Raw genomic sequence first — 14616 nt, 5'->3', positions numbered from 1 at the left:
GCGAACCGCCCTTTATGATGGCCGCGGGAGTTTTCCCGGGGAACTATCGAGAGGAGTTGTTCGATGAATTTTCAACAAGCCATTCAGACCTGCTTCAGCAAGTACGTCGACTTTTCGGGTCGCGGATCACGCTCCGAGTACTGGTGGTTCGTGCTCGCCTACGTCATCGTGGCCGTCGTGGCAGGCTTCATTCACGAGATCGTCTATCTCGTCGTCATCCTGGCCTTCCTGCTGCCCCTGCTGTCGGCCGGCGCGCGCCGCCTGCACGACATCGGCAAGAGCGGCTGGTGGCTGCTGATCGGCCTGATCCCGCTCGTGGGCCTGGTGCTGCTGTACTTCATGGTCCAGCCCAGCCAGCCCGAGGGCAACGAGTACGGCGCGCCGCCGCTCGCCGCTGCCTGAGTCCGGCCTCGCAAACGTAAAAAAACCCCGCGGCTTGCGCTGCGGGGTTTTTCTATTTGGCCGGAGGCCGGGCAGACATTACATGCCCATGCCGCCCATGCCACCCATGCCGCCCATGTCGGGCATGCCGCCGCCGGCGCCGGACTCGTCCTTCGGTGCGTCGGCGACCATCGCTTCGGTCGTCAGCAGCAGGGAAGCGACCGAGGCTGCGTTCTGCAGCGCGGTGCGGGTCACCTTGGTCGGGTCCAGGATGCCCAGCTCGAGCATGTCGCCGTAGGTGTCGTTCTGGGCATTGAAGCCGTAGTTGCCCTTGCCGGCCAACACGGCGTTCACCACCACGCTGGCTTCGCCGCCAGCGTTGTTGACGATCTCGCGCAGCGGCGCTTCGATGGCGCGCAGCACCAGCTTGATGCCGGCGTCCTGGTCGGCGTTGTCGCCCTTGAGCTTGTCGCCCACGGCTTGCTTGGCACGCAGCAGCGCCACGCCGCCGCCGGCCACCACGCCTTCTTCCACAGCAGCGCGGGTGGCGTGCAGGGCGTCTTCGACGCGAGCCTTCTTTTCCTTCATTTCGACTTCGGTGGCAGCGCCGACCTTGATCACGGCCACGCCGCCGGCCAGCTTGGCCACGCGCTCTTGCAGCTTCTCGCGGTCGTAGTCGCTGGTGGCTTCCTCGATCTGCACGCGCACTTGCTTCACGCGGGCTTCGATGTCGGCGGGAGCGCCGGCGCCGTCGATGATGATGGTGTTTTCCTTGCCCACTTCGATGCGCTTGGCCTGGCCCAGGTCGGCCAGCGTCACCTTCTCGAGCGTCAGGCCCACTTCTTCGGCGATGACCTTGCCGCCCGTCAGGATGGCGATGTCTTCCAGCATGGCCTTGCGGCGGTCGCCGAAGCCCGGTGCCTTGACGGCCACGACCTTCAGGATGCCGCGGATGGTGTTGACCACCAGCGTCGCCAGGGCTTCGCCCTCGACTTCTTCGGCAATGATCAAGAGCGGACGGCCGGCCTTGGCGACTTGCTCCAGCGTGGGCAGCAGGTCGCGGATGTTGCTGATCTTCTTGTCGAACAGCAGCACGAAGGGGTTTTCCAGCAACGCCGACTGCTTCTCGGGGTTGTTGATGAAGTAGGGCGACAGGTAGCCGCGGTCGAACTGCATGCCTTCGACGACGTCGAGTTCGCTGTCGAGCGACTTGCCATCTTCGACGGTGATAACGCCTTCCTTGCCGACCTTGTCCATCGCGTCGGCGATGAGCTTGCCGATGGTGTCGTCGCTGTTGGCCGAGATCGAGCCGACTTGCGCGATTTCCTTCGAGGTGGTGGTGGCCTTGGAAGCCTTCTTCAGCTCTTCGACCAGGGCAGTGACCGCCTTGTCGATGCCGCGCTTCAGGTCCATCGGGTTGATGCCGGCGGCCACGTACTTGAAGCCTTCGCGAACGATGGCCTGGGCCAGCACGGTCGCGGTGGTGGTGCCGTCGCCGGCGTTGTCCGAAGTCTTGGAGGCCACTTCCTTCACGAGCTGGGCGCCCATGTTCTGGAGCTTGTCCTTGAGTTCGATTTCCTTGGCCACGGACACGCCGTCCTTGGTCACGGTCGGGGCGCCGAAGGAGCGCTCGAGCACCACGTTGCGGCCCTTGGGGCCCAGGGTCACTTTGACTGCGTTGGCCAGGATGTTGACACCCTCGACCATGCGTGCGCGGGCTTCACCGCCGAAGACTACGTCTTTTGCTGCCATGAGATTTCTCCGAATTCAGATAGAGGGGTTGATTACTTCTCGACGACCGCGAACAGGTCGTCTTCCTTCATGACCAGCAGCTCGTCGCCATCGACCTTGACGGTCTGGCCGCTGTACTTGCCGAACAGGACGCGGTCGCCGACCTTGACGCTCATCGCGCCGAGTTCGCCCTTGTCGTTCTTCTTGCCAGGGCCGACGGCCAGCACTTCGCCCTGGTCGGGCTTCTCGGCGGCGTTGTCGGGGATCACGATGCCCGAGGCGGTCTTGGTTTCGCTTTCAATGCGCTTGACGATCACGCGATCGTGCAAAGGACGAAGTTTCATTGCATCTCCTGGATAAGAAACGGGGTTTGGTTCGGGCGCTGGCATGGTTGCCGGCTGCCCAGCCACTGGAAGCGGGGGGTTGTTAGCACTCCTCTTCAGCGAGTGCTAATCATAAGGGCATTTGGCGGGGTTTCAAGGCCCGGCGGTCCAAGGAGAGTCGATGTCGGTTTTCACCTCACTTGGAATTTTTTGCAGCTTAGTTGGAACTCGGCTCTTGGGCGGTCAGCCGGGAAACAGCCAACTGCGGACGTTCCCACGTGCACTTGGCTCCGTCCTCATCGCCTAGCGGCGCCTAGCCGCATATCCGACTAATCGTTGAAGTAGTTGGCGGATCTTTGTGCGAGGCTGTCGAGGCCAATCGCCCCCGAGGCCGTGTGGTTCAGGCCGCCAAAAACCGCTGCGCCAGCCGCTCGCGCGCGAACGTCTCGACCACGAAGTCGACAAAGGCACGGGTCTTGGCCGGCAGCAGGCGCCCGCCGGCGAAGTAGAGCGAGATTGGACCGCCGTCCGCGTACCAGCGCGGCAACACTCGCAGCAGCGCGCCGCTTTCCAGGTGCGGCAGCGCATGGGGCATCGCGACGAGCGCCACGCCTAGACCGAGCAACGCGGCGCGGCACAGCGCGTCCGGGTCACTGAGTACGATGCTTGGCTGCAACTTGACAGGGGCCTGTACTCCCGCGCGGTCGCGCATCATGCGGTCACGCAGGCGACCGCTCCGGCCCGAGCGCATCACGATGCCGTCGAGCTCCGCCAGATCAGCCGGCTCGCGCGGCGTGCGCCGTCCAGCCATGTAAGCCGGCGACGCCACGGCGACGATGTGGGCCCGCGCGAGTTCGCGCGCGACCACGCCAGGCGTGAGTTCGGTGCCGCCGCCAATAGCAGCGTCGTAGCCTTCGGCGATCAGGTCCACATGCCGATTGTCGAAATGCCAGTCGGGCCGCACCGCCGGATGCCGCTGCATGAACTCAGGCAACAGCGGCACGATGTAGTCCACGCCGAAACCGGGCGACATGCTCACCTTGAGCACGCCGGCCGGGCGACCCGCGTCGGCCGACACGCCCGCAATGGCGGCCTGGATGTCTTCCAGGCCGCCTGCCACCGACTGCAGGAAGCGCTCGCCTGCCTCGGTGAGCGTGAGCCGTCGCGTGCTGCGTTGAAACAGGCGCACGCCGAGATTGGCTTCGAGCCGCGCGACATTGCGGCTGACGGCGGCAGGCGTCAGGCTCAAGCGGCGCGCCGCCTCCGAGAAGCTGCCCGATTCGGCGCTTCGGACAAAGGATTCGAGGTTGGCGAGCGTTTCCATGCGTGCCTATTTTCAAGCATTGCTTGAAGAAGATTCCAGCCATTGCCGGCTACCCGCGAAGGAGCTGCGGCCCGACCATTGCGCCATGTCCAACCCCTTTCCCAAAGGAAACGCCATGACCACCTCTTCTTCCATCGCTACTCTTCCCCTGGCCGGCAAGGTCGCCCTCGTGACCGGTGCCTCGCGCGGCTTGGGAGCTGGCATCGCCCGCCGCCTGGCCGCCGACGGCGCGGCGGTCGTCATCACCTACGTCGCCTCGCCCGAACCAGCGCAGGCTGCGGTCGACGCCATTGCGGCCGGGGGCGGCACGGCGCTCGCTGTCGCTGCCGACGCCAGCCGGCCCGACGAAGTGCGCTCCGCTGTGGCACAAGCCGTCACCACCTTCGGTCGCCTCGACATCCTCGTGAACAACGCCGCCATTGCCATTGGCAAGCCGGTGCAGGACATCGGGCTGGACGACTTCGACCGCATGGTGGACGTCAATCTCAAGGGCCTGTTCGTCGCCACGCAGGAAGCCCTCAAGCACATGGACGAGGGCGGCCGCGTCGTGAACATCGGCAGCATCAACAGCCAGTACGTGCCCTATGCCGGAGGCGCGCTGTACGTGATGACCAAGGCCGCGGTGGCCGGCCTGACCAAGGCGCTGGCGCGCGACCTCGGTCCGCGCGGCATCACGGTCAACAACGTGATGCCCGGCCCGACCGACACCGACATGAACCCCGCGACGAGCGAGTTCGCGCAGCAGGCGCGCACCTACATCGCTCTCGGCCGCTATGCGCAGGTGGACGAGATCGCCAACGCGGTGGCCTGGCTGGCGAGCCCGGCGGCGAGCTTCGTCACCGGCGCGAGCATCGCGGTCGACGGCGGCTACTCGGCCTAACCACTTTCTCCATTCACCGGACACACAGGAGCTTCATCATGAAGATCGGATTCATCGGCGCCGGCAGCATCGGCCTCGCGCTCGCCCAACAGTTCGCCAACGCCGGCCACGACATCGTGCTGTCGAACAGCCGCGGCCCCGACTCGCTCGCCGACGCGGTGCGCCGCACGGGCGGCAAGACACGCGCCGGCACGCGCGCCGAGGCCGCGAACGCTGACGTGCTCGTGCTCTCCGTGCCCTGGCAGCACCTCGACAGCGCCACCGCCGGCTTGCCCACGCTCGAAGGTCGTATCGTGCTGGACACCATGAATCCAGTGGTGATGCCCGGATTCCGAATCGCCGAACTCGGTGGCCTCGCCTCGAGCCAGGTCGTGGCCGCGCATGTGCCTGGTGCGCGGGTGGTGAAGATCGCCAACACGCTGCCGCCCCCGCTGCTGGCGGCCGACCCGCGCACGAGCGGCGGACGTCGCGTGCTCTTCATGTCGGGCGACGATGCGCCGGCCAAGGCCGACGTGATGCGGCTCTTCGAATTGCTGGGTTTCGCGGTCGTGGACCTCGGCGGCCTCGCGAGCGGTGGCGCAATGCAGCAGTTCCCGGGTGGGGCGCTGCCGACGCTAAACCTCGTCAAGCAGGGGTAACCGGGGCCCTTGCCGTGCGGTCTACCATCTGCGATCGAGAAGGGCATATGTTCTCAGTGGGTGGCGGCCCTTCGGCCCCCGGTCCTGCTTCCCGCCAGGTTCACGGAAAATTCAAAGATGTACGTCTACTCACCCGTCTGATTTCAGAGGGAGGCTGCGCGCGTCAGGGCAAAGACCAGTGGCGTTCCGCAGGAGAGTCGAGAAGGAAGCCATGCTCAGGTGACGCTCGCGCGAACTGCACACACGCTGGCGGCACACCTTTCGAGGGCCAACCTAGGCCAACACTGAGAGGGAAGGAGGGCGCACCGCCCCTTGATGCGGCGGAGTTCTAGCAAAAAAAATCGTGGCGTTCCGCGTGCGTGGCTGTCGCGGCGACGGGGGCTGGGCCGGCATCGGGAGCGTCAGCCGCGCCGAGCCGCTTCGATCGCAGCGATGTCGATCTTTCTCATCCCCATCATGGCTTCGAACGTGCGCTTGGCCGCCGCTCGATCAGGATCGGCGATCGCGGCCGTCAGGGCGCGTGGCGTGATCTGCCACGACAGTCCCCACTTGTCCTTGCACCAGCCGCATGCGCTTTCCTGGCCGCCGTTTCCGACAATCGCGTTCCACAAGCGGTCCGTTTCGGCCTGGTTGTCGGTCGCAACCTGGAACGAGAAAGCCTCGTTGTGCTTGAACGCCGGGCCCCCGTTCAGTCCGAGACAAGGGATGCCCATCACCGTGAACTCGACCGTCAAGACATCGCCCTGCTTGCCCGCGGGATAGTCGCCAGGCGCGCGATGGACAGCTCCCACCGCGCTGTCCGGGAACGTCTCGGCGTAGAACTTCGCGGCGTCCAACGCGGTGCCGTCGTACCAGAGACAAATCGTGTTCTTGCTGACCATCTTGGTTCTCCTAGATTGGGACTGGTACGTGCATTCAAGCCGCCGAAGAAGTGATTCGTCGGCAAGCACGTAGCCGCTAAATTCTGCCCCTATGGCTCCGGGCCGGAGCGAAAAACTCAATGTTCGGAGGCGTGAAGACCACAGGATCGAATGTCTAGCGGCGCATGAGCTGAACGATCAACGGCGCAGTTCCCCGGTGCGCCCTTTCGGATCAATGACTTAAGCCGTCTTGATGCTCAATCTCCAGTAGCGTTCCACAGTCGGCGGTTTTCAACTTTAGCCTGAATTTTCTGCAGCTTAGTTTGAACTCGCCGCGCCCCCAGTGGGGGAGGAGGTGCCCGACCGGGGGGCCGTCTTCTGCTGCGGGATCAGCCGTCAAACCCATGACATTGCCCCCGTTGCGTCCGAGCAGGAGTGGCGCATACTGGGCTGCAGAAGTCTCACCATTGACCACCGATGAACATTTCCCCGGCGCGCGACCACGCCGATCCGCCTGCTGCTCCGCCAGACTGGACGATCGAGTTTGGATCTGAGCCCGTAGGCGAAGGCAATTATTTTTTTGCCGATGTAAAGCGGGCCGGGAAAGTGATGTTCCGAATCGGAGTTGGCGGCGTATCCGAAGAGGCAAAAGCAAGGAAGCTGCTTGCGGCCAAGGCGCGCGCCTGGATCGACGAGTTCCTGATCCGAGAACAGCAATCTGGCGCTTCGTCCCAAGGCAACTGAGCTGGTCAGCCGCTGCTCAGTCCTCGTCGTCGAGTAGGTCCAGTTTTGGATCGTCCATGCGGGATTGAAGTGCCACGCACCCGGCTTCCCAGGCGCTCTTGTATGTTGGGAAGCTGAGATCTGAGCGTGCCAAGGGCTCAAAGCCAGGCACGTCATCGAAGGATTCGAACAGCACCCATTCGAACGCTCCAGACCGGAGTGCTTCAACCATCGATACAAGAAAGCGGAAGCGGCTCATGCAAGGAATGCTGGGCGTGTGCATTGCCCTTGCCGTAAGCCGGCGCCTTCGTTTGATGGAAGGAAAGCTCGCCGCGCTTCCTAAGTCGTTCGATCCTGAGTGTGCAGTGCCAAGTCCCTGACCCCGATCGAAGATGCCCTCAGCGCCCTTAGCGGACCTAGGGGAAGTGATCTGCCTCCCGAAGGCAAGGCCGGGCCGCTCAAGGCTCCATGGTCGTGCGCGGCTCGCGGGGACTGCGTATTTCAGGGCATCGTGGACGGCGTTTCAGGCTGATCGTGGACGCTGTTTCAGCGTGATCGTGGACGATTGGGGGAGCGCGCAAGTGATCTTTTGACCGGGCCTAGGCTCACCGCTTTTTGTGGTTCAAGCCGATGCAGCGGGGGCGGACGACTTCATGGTCAATCCCATGCGGGTAGGCGAGCTGGCCGCTCGCGTGCGCGCGCTGCTGCGGCGCGCCTACCTGGACACGCAGCCCGAAGAGCAGGTCTGGGGACGCTACCGCTTCGTGCTTGCGACCCGGCAACTGGAGATCGACGGCAGGCCTGTTGCGCTGACGCAGAATGAGTTCGATCTCGCCTTGTTCGCCGGCGGGCTCGTCGATCACCTGCGCGGTCGAATCGCTTCCGCGTGCATGGGCCGTGCTGGTGAAGGACGAAGGACCCGGCATCGCCGAAGAACTCCGGACGCAGGCGTTCGAGCCCTTCGTTCGAGGCAGCGCCACAGCAAACATCGACGGGGCCGGGCTCGGGTTGGCCTTTGTCAAGACCGTGGCCCAGCGGCACGGCGGCAAGGTGTTGCTCGACAGCGCACTGGGGCGCGGCAGTGCCTTTCGGCTCGTGTTGCCCCGCGCTTGAAAGTTCTTGACGGTGCTTTCACGATGAGACGCTGGCGATGGATCGGCCGCCGGGCTTCGCCCGGCGGAGGTGCGCCAATAGCTCCTCGCGAACCACGCCCGTGATGTGGCTGCGCCGGCCGCTCTCCAGCATGCCCAGGCGACGGGCAATCGGCCGGCCGGGCAGCTGCAGCACGCGCAGTCCGGGGTCGCTTTCCCAATCGAAGTTATTGAGCAGCGGCGCCATGGTGAAGCCCACGTTCTTTCGCACCAGTTCGACGATCGAGAGCAGCGAATTGAGCTCCAGGAACTCCCTGGGAACCAACTGCAGCCGGCGCAGGATCCGGTCGATGCGTGCACCCGTCGGCGTGCGCCGGTCGAAGCGGATGAAGGGATGGTTTGCGAACAAGCCCGCAATGGGGGTGTCGAGCGCGGCGATGCTCGAATTCGCGATCACAGTGAGCGTCTCTTCGTAGCAGGGCGTCCACAGCAAGCCGGGCTTGTCCGGCCATGGGCGCTCAACGACCACCGCGGCATCGAGTTCTCCACTCATCACGTCCTCCGCCAGTCGCGACTGCTCCCGGACTCTGAGCTCGACCTCGAGGTTGGGATGGAGCGATTTGAGCGTTGCCAGCGTGCTCGAGAGCAATCCCATGGCCGAGATCAGCGAGCCGAGCTTGATGGTTCCGGCGATCTGCCGCTGGTCCTGTAGGTCCTGCCGCATCGCCTCGTAGTGCGCGAGCAGTGCTTCGGCCCGCGGCAGCAGCAGATGGCCCGCGGGGCTCAGCGTCATGGTGCGGCCGGTCTTGTCGAAGAGCGTTTTCTTCAGTTCCGCCTCCAGCGCGCGCATCTGCTGGCCGACGGCCGCCTGCGTCAACGCGACCTGATCGGCCGCCGCGGCAAAGGAACCGCCTCGCGCTGCGGCCACGAAGGTGCGAAGAAAGCGGATGGTGCTCATGGCCGAGGCACGGATGAAGACAGCTTCAAGATAAATAATTTCTTTATTGATGCTAAATGATTTTTAAATTTATCTTTTTCTGTTCTTGCAAAACAATCCACCCCCATCGCTACCCGCTCGCGGCGACAAGCGAATGACAAAGTGGCTCAAGCAACATGACAACCCCCCGATACTTTCCCCTTGTCGATGTTTCCGGCACGCCGCATGCGCGTGGCGTGCAGCATGGCCGCGCCGTGCCTGAGCGCGTGGCGCGCAGCATCGCGCTCTACAAGTCGCAGCTCGGCAAACGCGGCGTCGACGAGGCCACGCTGCGGCGCCTCGCGCAATCGATGGCCCAGGTCATCGAGGCCTATGACGCCACCTATCTCGAGGAACTGCGCGGCATCGCCGAAGGCGCGGGTGCGACGCTGGAGGACGTCATCACGATCAACTGCCGCACCGAGATGATGTTCGGCCATGCCGACCTCCAGCAGTCGCTCGAAGCACCGGCCAAGGCCCCGTCGTCGGAAGACGGCGACTGCACCGGCCTGCTCGTGCTGCCCGGCCGCTCAGCCACCGGCCGCCTCATGCATGCCCATAACTGGGACTGGCGCGAAGAATGCGTGGACACAGGCATCGTGTTGCGCATCCGCCGAGAAGAGGGTCCCGACATCCTGAGCTTCACCGAGGCCGGCGCGCTTGCGCGCCATGGCTTCAATGCCAATGGCGTCTCGCTGACCGGCAACTCCCTCTCCAGCGACGAAGACTTCCGCAAGGGCGCCGGCGTGCCGCTGGTGCTGCTGCGCCGTCGCGTGCTCGAAGCCGCCAACCTGGCGCAGGCCATGCGGGCGATCTGGGACTCGCGGCGCTATTGCGCCAACAACATGATCCTGGCGCAGGCCGGTGCCGGCGACGGCGCAGGCATGAGCCTCGAAACCTCGCCGGGCGAGATCTTCTGGGTCATGCCCGAGGACGACCTGCTGGTGCATACCAACCACTGGCTCTGCCCGGCCGCGCGCGTCAAGCTGCGCGACCCGTACATGGGCGAGCGGGTCGACAGCCTCTACCGCCAGGACCGGGTCGAGAACGCGCTGCGCCGCGTCTCGGGCCCGATCTGCTGGGACCATGTGAAGGCGATCCTCGCCGATGAATTCGGCAAGCCCGACGGCGTGCTGCGCTCGCCCAAACCCGCGAGCTTCGCCAGCATCTCCGCCACCGTGGCGACCACCCTGATCGACGCCGGCAACAAGACGATGTGGATCGCGCGCAAGCCCTACGAGGCACGCAACTTCCAGGAATACACGTTGTAGCCCGCCGCCGGCGCATACCCTTTCATACGCACCTACACACCGCCATGCTCGAAACCCCCGAGGCTTCTTTCGTTCAGGCCGAACAGCGCGCACGCGCCATCTACGACCTGGGTCCCAGCACCATCTACGCCTCGCGCAGCGATCCGCGCTTCTCGTACTGCACCTACGTGCCGCACCACATCGGCAGCGCCGGCACGCGGCCCATGCAACTGATCGTCGTGATGCACGGCACCGGCCGCGCCTTCGTCAACTACCGGGAGGCCTTCAGCGGCTTCGCCAAGTGGAACGACTGCATCGTGCTGTGCCCGCTGTTTCCGGTCGGCGTGCGCGGCGACGGCAACCGCGACGGCTTCAAGCAGCTGATCGAGGCCGACATCCGCTACGACCGGATCCTGCTCGACATGGTGGCCGAGGTGGGCGAGAAGTTCGATTGCGACTTCAACCGCTTCGCGCTCTTCGGCTACTCGGGCGGCGGGCAGTTCGCCAACCGCTTCGCGCTGCTGCACCCGGAGCGCCTGTGGGCCGTGTCCATCGGCGCACCCGGTTCGGTGACGCAGATCGATCCGCAGCAGGGCTGGTGGGTCGGCACGCAGGATTTCGACACCCGCTTCGGCAAGCCGCTCGACCTCGAGGCGCTGCGCCGCGTGCCGGTCCACATGGTGGCCGGCAAGGCCGACATCGAGACCTGGGAGATCACCCACAGGCCCGGCGGAAAGCACTTCATGCCGGGCGCCAACGACGCGGGCCCCACGCGACCCGAGCGGCTGCAAACCCTGCGCCGCTCCTTCGAAGCGGCCGGCGTGCAGGTCGTCTTCGACCTGCTGGACAACGTGCCGCACAACGGCCTGGCCTGCGTCGGGCGGGTGCAGGACTTCCTCGCCCGCGTGCTACGCGAGCTTCGCGCCACGCCGTCCCCGTCGCCATCGTCGATCCCGGGCTGAGAACGCGCAAGGAGACAGGCCCATGTTCCGTTTCGCTGCGGCCCGCATCGCGATGGCGATTCCCACACTGCTCATCGTGGCGGTGTCGGTCTTCATCCTGATACGGCTCATTCCCGGCGACCCCGCGCAATTGCTGCTCGGCGACCTGGCCACGCCCGCCAGCCTTGCGGACCTGCGCGCCCGTCTGGGTCTGGACCGCTCGGTGCCGGCCCAGTTCGGCATCTGGTTCGGCCGCGTGCTGCAGGGCGACCTCGGCACCTCGATCAACAGCGGCCAGGACGTGCTGCCGCTGGTGGCCGAGCGCTTCCTCATCAGCGGCCGCATCGTGCTGGCCGCGGTGGCGCTGGCCGCGCTGGTGGCGGTGCCCGCCGGCATGATCGCCGCCTGGAAGCAGAACCGCGCACCCGACCTGCTGCTCGTCGGCTCGGCCACGCTGCTGGTGTCGATCCCGACGTTCTGGCTCGGCCTGCTGCTGTTGCTGCTGTTCGGCCTCAAGCTGGGCTGGCTGCCGGTGGTCGGCTACGTGTCGCTCGCCGAAGACTGGAGGGCCGGCCTGCTTTATCTGGTGCTGCCAGTGCTCACGCTTTTCCTGCATGAGATCGGAGTGCTGATGCGCATGGCGCGCGCCAGCACGCTCGAGGTGCTGCGCCTCGACTACATCACCCACGCGCGCGCCAAGGGCCTGTCGGAGCGTGCGGTGCTGATGCGCCATGCCTTCAAGAACGCATTCGGCCCGACCTGGACGCTGATCGGGCTCGTGCTCGGCAACCTGCTCGGCGGCATCGCGGTGGTCGAGACGGTGTTCACCATTCCCGGCCTCGGCCGGCTGTTGGTGGACGCGATCTTCGCGCGCGACTACCCGGTGATCCAGGGCTGCCTACTGTTCGTCGCCGCGGTCTACGTGGCGGTGAACCTCGTCATCGACCTTTGCTATCCGATCTTCGACCCACGGGTGGCTGTCGAATGAAATTCCGCAAGCAACGCATTCCCCTCAATGCCCTGGTGGGCATCCTGATCGTCGGCGCCGTCGCACTCGCGGCGGTATTGAGTCAGTTCTGGACGCCGCACGATCCGCTGCGAATCAACTTCGGTTCCCGCCTCAGGCCGCCGGGCGGCAGCTACCTGCTGGGCACCGACGAATTCGGCCGCGACGAATTCTCGCGCCTCATGGCCGGCGCCTCGACGAGCGTCTGGATCAGCCTGCTGACGGTGAGCTTCTCCATCGTCGCGGGTAGCATCGTCGGCGTGCTGACCGGCTTCCTGCGCGGCTGGACCGACCGCATCGTGATGGCCTTCAACAATGCGCTGCTGGCCTTCCCCGGCCTGCTGCTGGCGCTGGGCCTGCTCGCGGTGGTCGGCGCCAACCAGTACGGCATCATCCTCGCGCTGGGCCTGGCCTACACGCCCTCGGTCACCCGCATCGTGCGCGGCACGGTGCTGTCGCTGCGCGAGAAGGAGTTCGTCGAATCCTCGCGCGTGCTCGGCAACTCCGAGCTCTACACCATGTTCCGGCACGTGCTGCCCAACTGCACCGCGCCGCTGACGGTGCTGGCCACCTCGATGTTCGGCTGGGTGATCCTGGCCGAGAGCGCTCTCTCGTTCCTGGGCCTCGGCGTGCCGCCGCCGGCGCCCACATGGGGCAACATGCTCTCCTCGGCGCGGCCCTTCATGGCGCAGGCCAGCCATCTTTCGATTCTTCCGGGCCTGTGCATCGCGCTGACGCTGCTCGGCATCAACCTGCTAGGCGATGCGGTGCGCGACTGGCTCGATCCGCGCATGAAAGGCGTGCAATGACGACGACTCCCCTGGTCAGCGTGGAGGGCCTCACGCTCGCCGTCGGCGCGGGCGGCCGCGAGATCGTGCGCAAGGTCTCGTTCGACATCGCGCCCGGCGAGATGGTCGGCATCGTCGGCGAATCCGGCAGCGGCAAGACGCAGGCCGCGCGCGCCATCATGGGCCTCACGCCGCCGCCGCTGGTGCGTACCGCAGGCCGCATCCTCTTCGAGGGCGAAGACCTTGCGCAGGCAAGGCCGCAGCGGTTGCGCGAACTGCGCGGCCTGCGGGTCGGCATGGTGTTCCAGGAGCCCATGACCTCGCTCAACCCGTCGATGACCATCGGCCGCCAGCTCGGCGAGGCGCTGGCGCTGCACCGGCGCGAGCTGCCGCCGGATGCGCGCCGCGCGCTGATCCTCGACATGCTCGCGCGCGTCGGCATTCGCGATCCGCAGGCCGCGCTCGGTGCGTGGCCGCACGAGTTCTCGGGCGGCATGCGACAGCGGATGATGCTGGCCTCGGTGATGCTGCTGCAGCCCGCGCTGCTGATCGCCGACGAGCCCACCACCGCGCTCGACGCCGTGGTGCAGCGCGACGTGCTGGAGCTGATGGTCGGCCTCACGCGCGAGCACCGCACCGCCGTGCTGATGATCAGCCACGACCTGCCGATGGTGGCCCGCTTCACCCAGCGCGTGGTCGTGATGCGGCACGGCGAGGTGAAGGAGATCGGCAACACCGACGACCTGCTTGCGCGCCCGCAACACCCCTACACGCGCGAGCTGCTCGAGGCCATGCCGCGGCGCCTACCCGCGCGGCCGGTGGCGGAGGAAGCGCCGGTGGTCGAGGTGCGCAACCTCGTCGTCGACTATCCCGGTCATCGCCGGCTCTTCGCCAAGGCGGTACCCAAGCGCGCGCTGCACGGCATCGACCTGGCGGTGCGCCCGCGCGAGGTGGTGGCGGTCGTCGGCGGCTCGGGCTCGGGCAAGACCACGCTGGGGCGCGCCATCGCCGGGCTGCTGCGGCCCAGCGGCGGCGAGATCCTGTTCCGCGGCCGGCAGATCGCGCGCTCGGACCCCCGCTGGTTCGACTACCGGCTGCAGTGCCAGATGGTTTTCCAGGACCCGTACGCCTCGCTCGACCCGCGCATGACCATCGGCCAGCTGGTGGGCGAAGGCCTGCGGTTGCTGCGGAACATGTCTGCCGTCGACAAGGGGCGGCGCGTGCAGGAAGTGCTCGACGAGGTGGGCCTCGGATCGGGCTTCGCACCGCGCCACGCGCACGAGCTCTCGGGTGGCCAGCGGCAGCGCGTGGCGATCGCGCGCGCGGTCGTGCGCCGGCCCGAATTCGTGATCGCCGACGAGCCGGTCTCGGCGCTCGACGTGACGGTGCGCGCGCAGGTGCTCGCACTGTTCGCCGAACTGCAGAAGCGCCACGGCTTCTCGTGCCTCTTCATCAGCCACGACCTCGGCGTGGTGGAGCAGGTGGCCGACCGGGTGATCGTGATGCAGGACGGACGCATCGTCGAGCAGGGCACGCGCGACGCGGTGTTCGACCATCCGCAGCAGGACTACACGCGCAAGCTGCTCTCGGCCATTCCGGCACTCGAGTCCACCGACAGCGGCGGCGTGCGGCTGCGCTGGCGCTTCGGCGCCGCCGTTGCGGCCTGAGAGCCCTTTTCCCATACTGACTTCGAAGGAGTACGCC

17 protein-coding genes are annotated in these 14616 nt (G+C 66.1%); 10 read left to right on the top strand and 7 right to left on the bottom strand.

What is annotated here, in order from left to right:
• The first annotated feature begins 63 nt into the window (after window positions 1–63).
• A complete protein-coding gene (locus tag BLS74_RS23870) occupies window positions 64–402 on the top strand; it encodes a DUF805 domain-containing protein (RefSeq protein ID WP_093109640.1) in 339 nt (112 codons plus the stop codon).
• Between the two features lie 78 nt (window positions 403–480).
• On the opposite strand, the gene groL is transcribed toward BLS74_RS23870, so the two are convergent.
• The 3 genes from groL to BLS74_RS23855 all read right to left on the bottom strand — a co-directional run bounded on the left by groL (window position 481) and on the right by BLS74_RS23855 (window position 3759).
• Entirely contained in the window at window positions 481–2133 is a 1653-nt protein-coding gene (gene groL / locus BLS74_RS23865; RefSeq protein WP_093109639.1) for a chaperonin GroEL, read from the bottom strand.
• A 32-nt stretch (window positions 2134–2165) separates the two neighbouring features.
• Window positions 2166–2456: a co-chaperone GroES gene (gene groES / locus BLS74_RS23860; protein WP_093109638.1), complete on the bottom strand. Its 291-nt coding sequence runs from the start codon at window positions 2454–2456 to the stop codon at window positions 2166–2168.
• 379 nt (window positions 2457–2835) lie between these two features.
• A complete protein-coding gene (locus BLS74_RS23855; RefSeq protein ID WP_093109637.1) occupies window positions 2836–3759 on the bottom strand; it encodes a LysR family transcriptional regulator in 924 nt (307 codons plus the stop codon).
• A 115-nt stretch (window positions 3760–3874) separates the two neighbouring features.
• On the opposite strand from BLS74_RS23855, the gene BLS74_RS23850 reads away from it, so the two are divergent.
• Together BLS74_RS23850 and BLS74_RS23845 are read left to right on the top strand one after the other, a co-directional pair.
• On the top strand, window positions 3875–4639 hold the full coding sequence (locus BLS74_RS23850; protein WP_093109636.1) for a 3-oxoacyl-ACP reductase family protein: 765 nt from the start codon (window positions 3875–3877) through the stop codon (window positions 4637–4639).
• Between the two features lie 38 nt (window positions 4640–4677).
• The gene (locus tag BLS74_RS23845; protein ID WP_093109635.1) at window positions 4678–5277 is read left to right on the top strand and encodes an NADPH-dependent F420 reductase; all 600 of its coding nucleotides are present in this window, start codon (window positions 4678–4680) and stop codon (window positions 5275–5277) included.
• A gap of 401 nt (window positions 5278–5678) precedes the next feature.
• Here the strand turns inward: BLS74_RS23845 and BLS74_RS23840 are convergent, their stop codons facing one another.
• Window positions 5679–6158: a VOC family protein gene (locus BLS74_RS23840; RefSeq protein WP_093109634.1), complete on the bottom strand. Its 480-nt coding sequence runs from the start codon at window positions 6156–6158 to the stop codon at window positions 5679–5681.
• Window positions 6159–6614: 456 nt separating this feature from the next.
• Between BLS74_RS23840 and BLS74_RS33980 the strand changes: the two genes are divergently transcribed.
• Window positions 6615–6881: a hypothetical protein gene (locus BLS74_RS33980; RefSeq protein ID WP_139191735.1), complete on the top strand. Its 267-nt coding sequence runs from the start codon at window positions 6615–6617 to the stop codon at window positions 6879–6881.
• 16 nt (window positions 6882–6897) lie between these two features.
• Here BLS74_RS33980 and BLS74_RS23835 read toward each other — a convergent pair whose 3' ends face one another.
• Both BLS74_RS23835 and BLS74_RS34525 read right to left on the bottom strand, forming a co-directional pair.
• A complete protein-coding gene (locus BLS74_RS23835; protein WP_139191734.1) occupies window positions 6898–7119 on the bottom strand; it encodes a hypothetical protein in 222 nt (73 codons plus the stop codon).
• Window positions 7120–7465: 346 nt separating this feature from the next.
• The gene (locus BLS74_RS34525; protein ID WP_170855695.1) at window positions 7466–7723 is read right to left on the bottom strand and encodes a hypothetical protein; all 258 of its coding nucleotides are present in this window, start codon (window positions 7721–7723) and stop codon (window positions 7466–7468) included.
• A gap of 34 nt (window positions 7724–7757) precedes the next feature.
• On the opposite strand from BLS74_RS34525, the gene BLS74_RS23830 reads away from it, so the two are divergent.
• Window positions 7758–7973: a sensor histidine kinase gene (locus BLS74_RS23830; RefSeq protein ID WP_170855694.1), complete on the top strand. Its 216-nt coding sequence runs from the start codon at window positions 7758–7760 to the stop codon at window positions 7971–7973.
• An 18-nt stretch (window positions 7974–7991) separates the two neighbouring features.
• Here BLS74_RS23830 and BLS74_RS23825 read toward each other — a convergent pair whose 3' ends face one another.
• Complete coding sequence (locus BLS74_RS23825) at window positions 7992–8909, bottom strand: LysR substrate-binding domain-containing protein (RefSeq protein ID WP_093109631.1); 918 nt, start codon at window positions 8907–8909, stop codon at window positions 7992–7994.
• 155 nt (window positions 8910–9064) lie between these two features.
• Here BLS74_RS23825 and BLS74_RS23820 point away from each other — a divergent pair, with 155 nt between their 5' ends.
• Genes BLS74_RS23820 through BLS74_RS23800 form a run of 5 tightly spaced genes read left to right on the top strand, consistent with a single transcriptional unit; the run spans window position 9065 to window position 14579 of the window.
• On the top strand, window positions 9065–10198 hold the full coding sequence (locus BLS74_RS23820; RefSeq protein ID WP_093109630.1) for a C45 family autoproteolytic acyltransferase/hydrolase: 1134 nt from the start codon (window positions 9065–9067) through the stop codon (window positions 10196–10198).
• 44 nt (window positions 10199–10242) lie between these two features.
• Window positions 10243–11139: an alpha/beta hydrolase gene (locus BLS74_RS23815; RefSeq protein WP_093109629.1), complete on the top strand. Its 897-nt coding sequence runs from the start codon at window positions 10243–10245 to the stop codon at window positions 11137–11139.
• A gap of 22 nt (window positions 11140–11161) precedes the next feature.
• Window positions 11162–12106 carry an ABC transporter permease gene (locus BLS74_RS23810; RefSeq protein WP_093109628.1) on the top strand — a complete coding sequence of 315 codons (945 nt, stop codon included), beginning with the start codon at window positions 11162–11164 and terminating at the stop codon, window positions 12104–12106.
• Window positions 12103–12933: an ABC transporter permease gene (locus BLS74_RS23805; RefSeq protein ID WP_093109627.1), complete on the top strand. Its 831-nt coding sequence runs from the start codon at window positions 12103–12105 to the stop codon at window positions 12931–12933. The genes BLS74_RS23810 and BLS74_RS23805 overlap by 4 nt, the downstream gene beginning before the upstream one ends.
• Entirely contained in the window at window positions 12930–14579 is a 1650-nt protein-coding gene (locus BLS74_RS23800; protein WP_093109626.1) for an ABC transporter ATP-binding protein, read from the top strand. Before BLS74_RS23805 ends, BLS74_RS23800 begins: the two co-directional genes overlap by 4 nt.
• Window positions 14580–14616 lie beyond the last annotated feature (37 nt).

It is taken from the genome of Variovorax sp. CF079 (genome assembly GCF_900101545.1).
Lineage (GTDB): Bacteria > Pseudomonadota > Gammaproteobacteria > Burkholderiales > Burkholderiaceae_C > Variovorax.
This window is presented reverse-complemented; position numbering and strand designations above follow the sequence as displayed.

What these genes read in the sequence shown, in the direction of transcription:
- BLS74_RS23820 (WP_093109630.1), top strand. Translation starts at nt 9,065, where the DNA reads ATGACAACCCCCCGATACTTTCCCCTTGTCGATGTTTCCGGCACGCCG.
- BLS74_RS23805 (WP_093109627.1), top strand. Translation starts at nt 12,103, where the DNA reads ATGAAATTCCGCAAGCAACGCATTCCCCTCAATGCCCTGGTGGGCATC.
- BLS74_RS23815 (WP_093109629.1), top strand. Translation starts at nt 10,243, where the DNA reads ATGCTCGAAACCCCCGAGGCTTCTTTCGTTCAGGCCGAACAGCGCGCA.
- BLS74_RS23800 (WP_093109626.1), top strand. Translation starts at nt 12,930, where the DNA reads ATGACGACGACTCCCCTGGTCAGCGTGGAGGGCCTCACGCTCGCCGTC.
- groES (WP_093109638.1), bottom strand. Translation starts at nt 2,456, where the DNA reads ATGAAACTTCGTCCTTTGCACGATCGCGTGATCGTCAAGCGCATTGAA.
- BLS74_RS23825 (WP_093109631.1), bottom strand. Translation starts at nt 8,909, where the DNA reads ATGAGCACCATCCGCTTTCTTCGCACCTTCGTGGCCGCAGCGCGAGGC.
- BLS74_RS23855 (WP_093109637.1), bottom strand. Translation starts at nt 3,759, where the DNA reads ATGGAAACGCTCGCCAACCTCGAATCCTTTGTCCGAAGCGCCGAATCG.
- BLS74_RS23845 (WP_093109635.1), top strand. Translation starts at nt 4,678, where the DNA reads ATGAAGATCGGATTCATCGGCGCCGGCAGCATCGGCCTCGCGCTCGCC.
- BLS74_RS23850 (WP_093109636.1), top strand. Translation starts at nt 3,875, where the DNA reads ATGACCACCTCTTCTTCCATCGCTACTCTTCCCCTGGCCGGCAAGGTC.
- BLS74_RS23870 (WP_093109640.1), top strand. Translation starts at nt 64, where the DNA reads ATGAATTTTCAACAAGCCATTCAGACCTGCTTCAGCAAGTACGTCGAC.
- groL (WP_093109639.1), bottom strand. Translation starts at nt 2,133, where the DNA reads ATGGCAGCAAAAGACGTAGTCTTCGGCGGTGAAGCCCGCGCACGCATG.
- BLS74_RS33980 (WP_139191735.1), top strand. Translation starts at nt 6,615, where the DNA reads ATGAACATTTCCCCGGCGCGCGACCACGCCGATCCGCCTGCTGCTCCG.
- BLS74_RS23835 (WP_139191734.1), bottom strand. Translation starts at nt 7,119, where the DNA reads ATGAGCCGCTTCCGCTTTCTTGTATCGATGGTTGAAGCACTCCGGTCT.
- BLS74_RS23840 (WP_093109634.1), bottom strand. Translation starts at nt 6,158, where the DNA reads ATGGTCAGCAAGAACACGATTTGTCTCTGGTACGACGGCACCGCGTTG.
- BLS74_RS23810 (WP_093109628.1), top strand. Translation starts at nt 11,162, where the DNA reads ATGTTCCGTTTCGCTGCGGCCCGCATCGCGATGGCGATTCCCACACTG.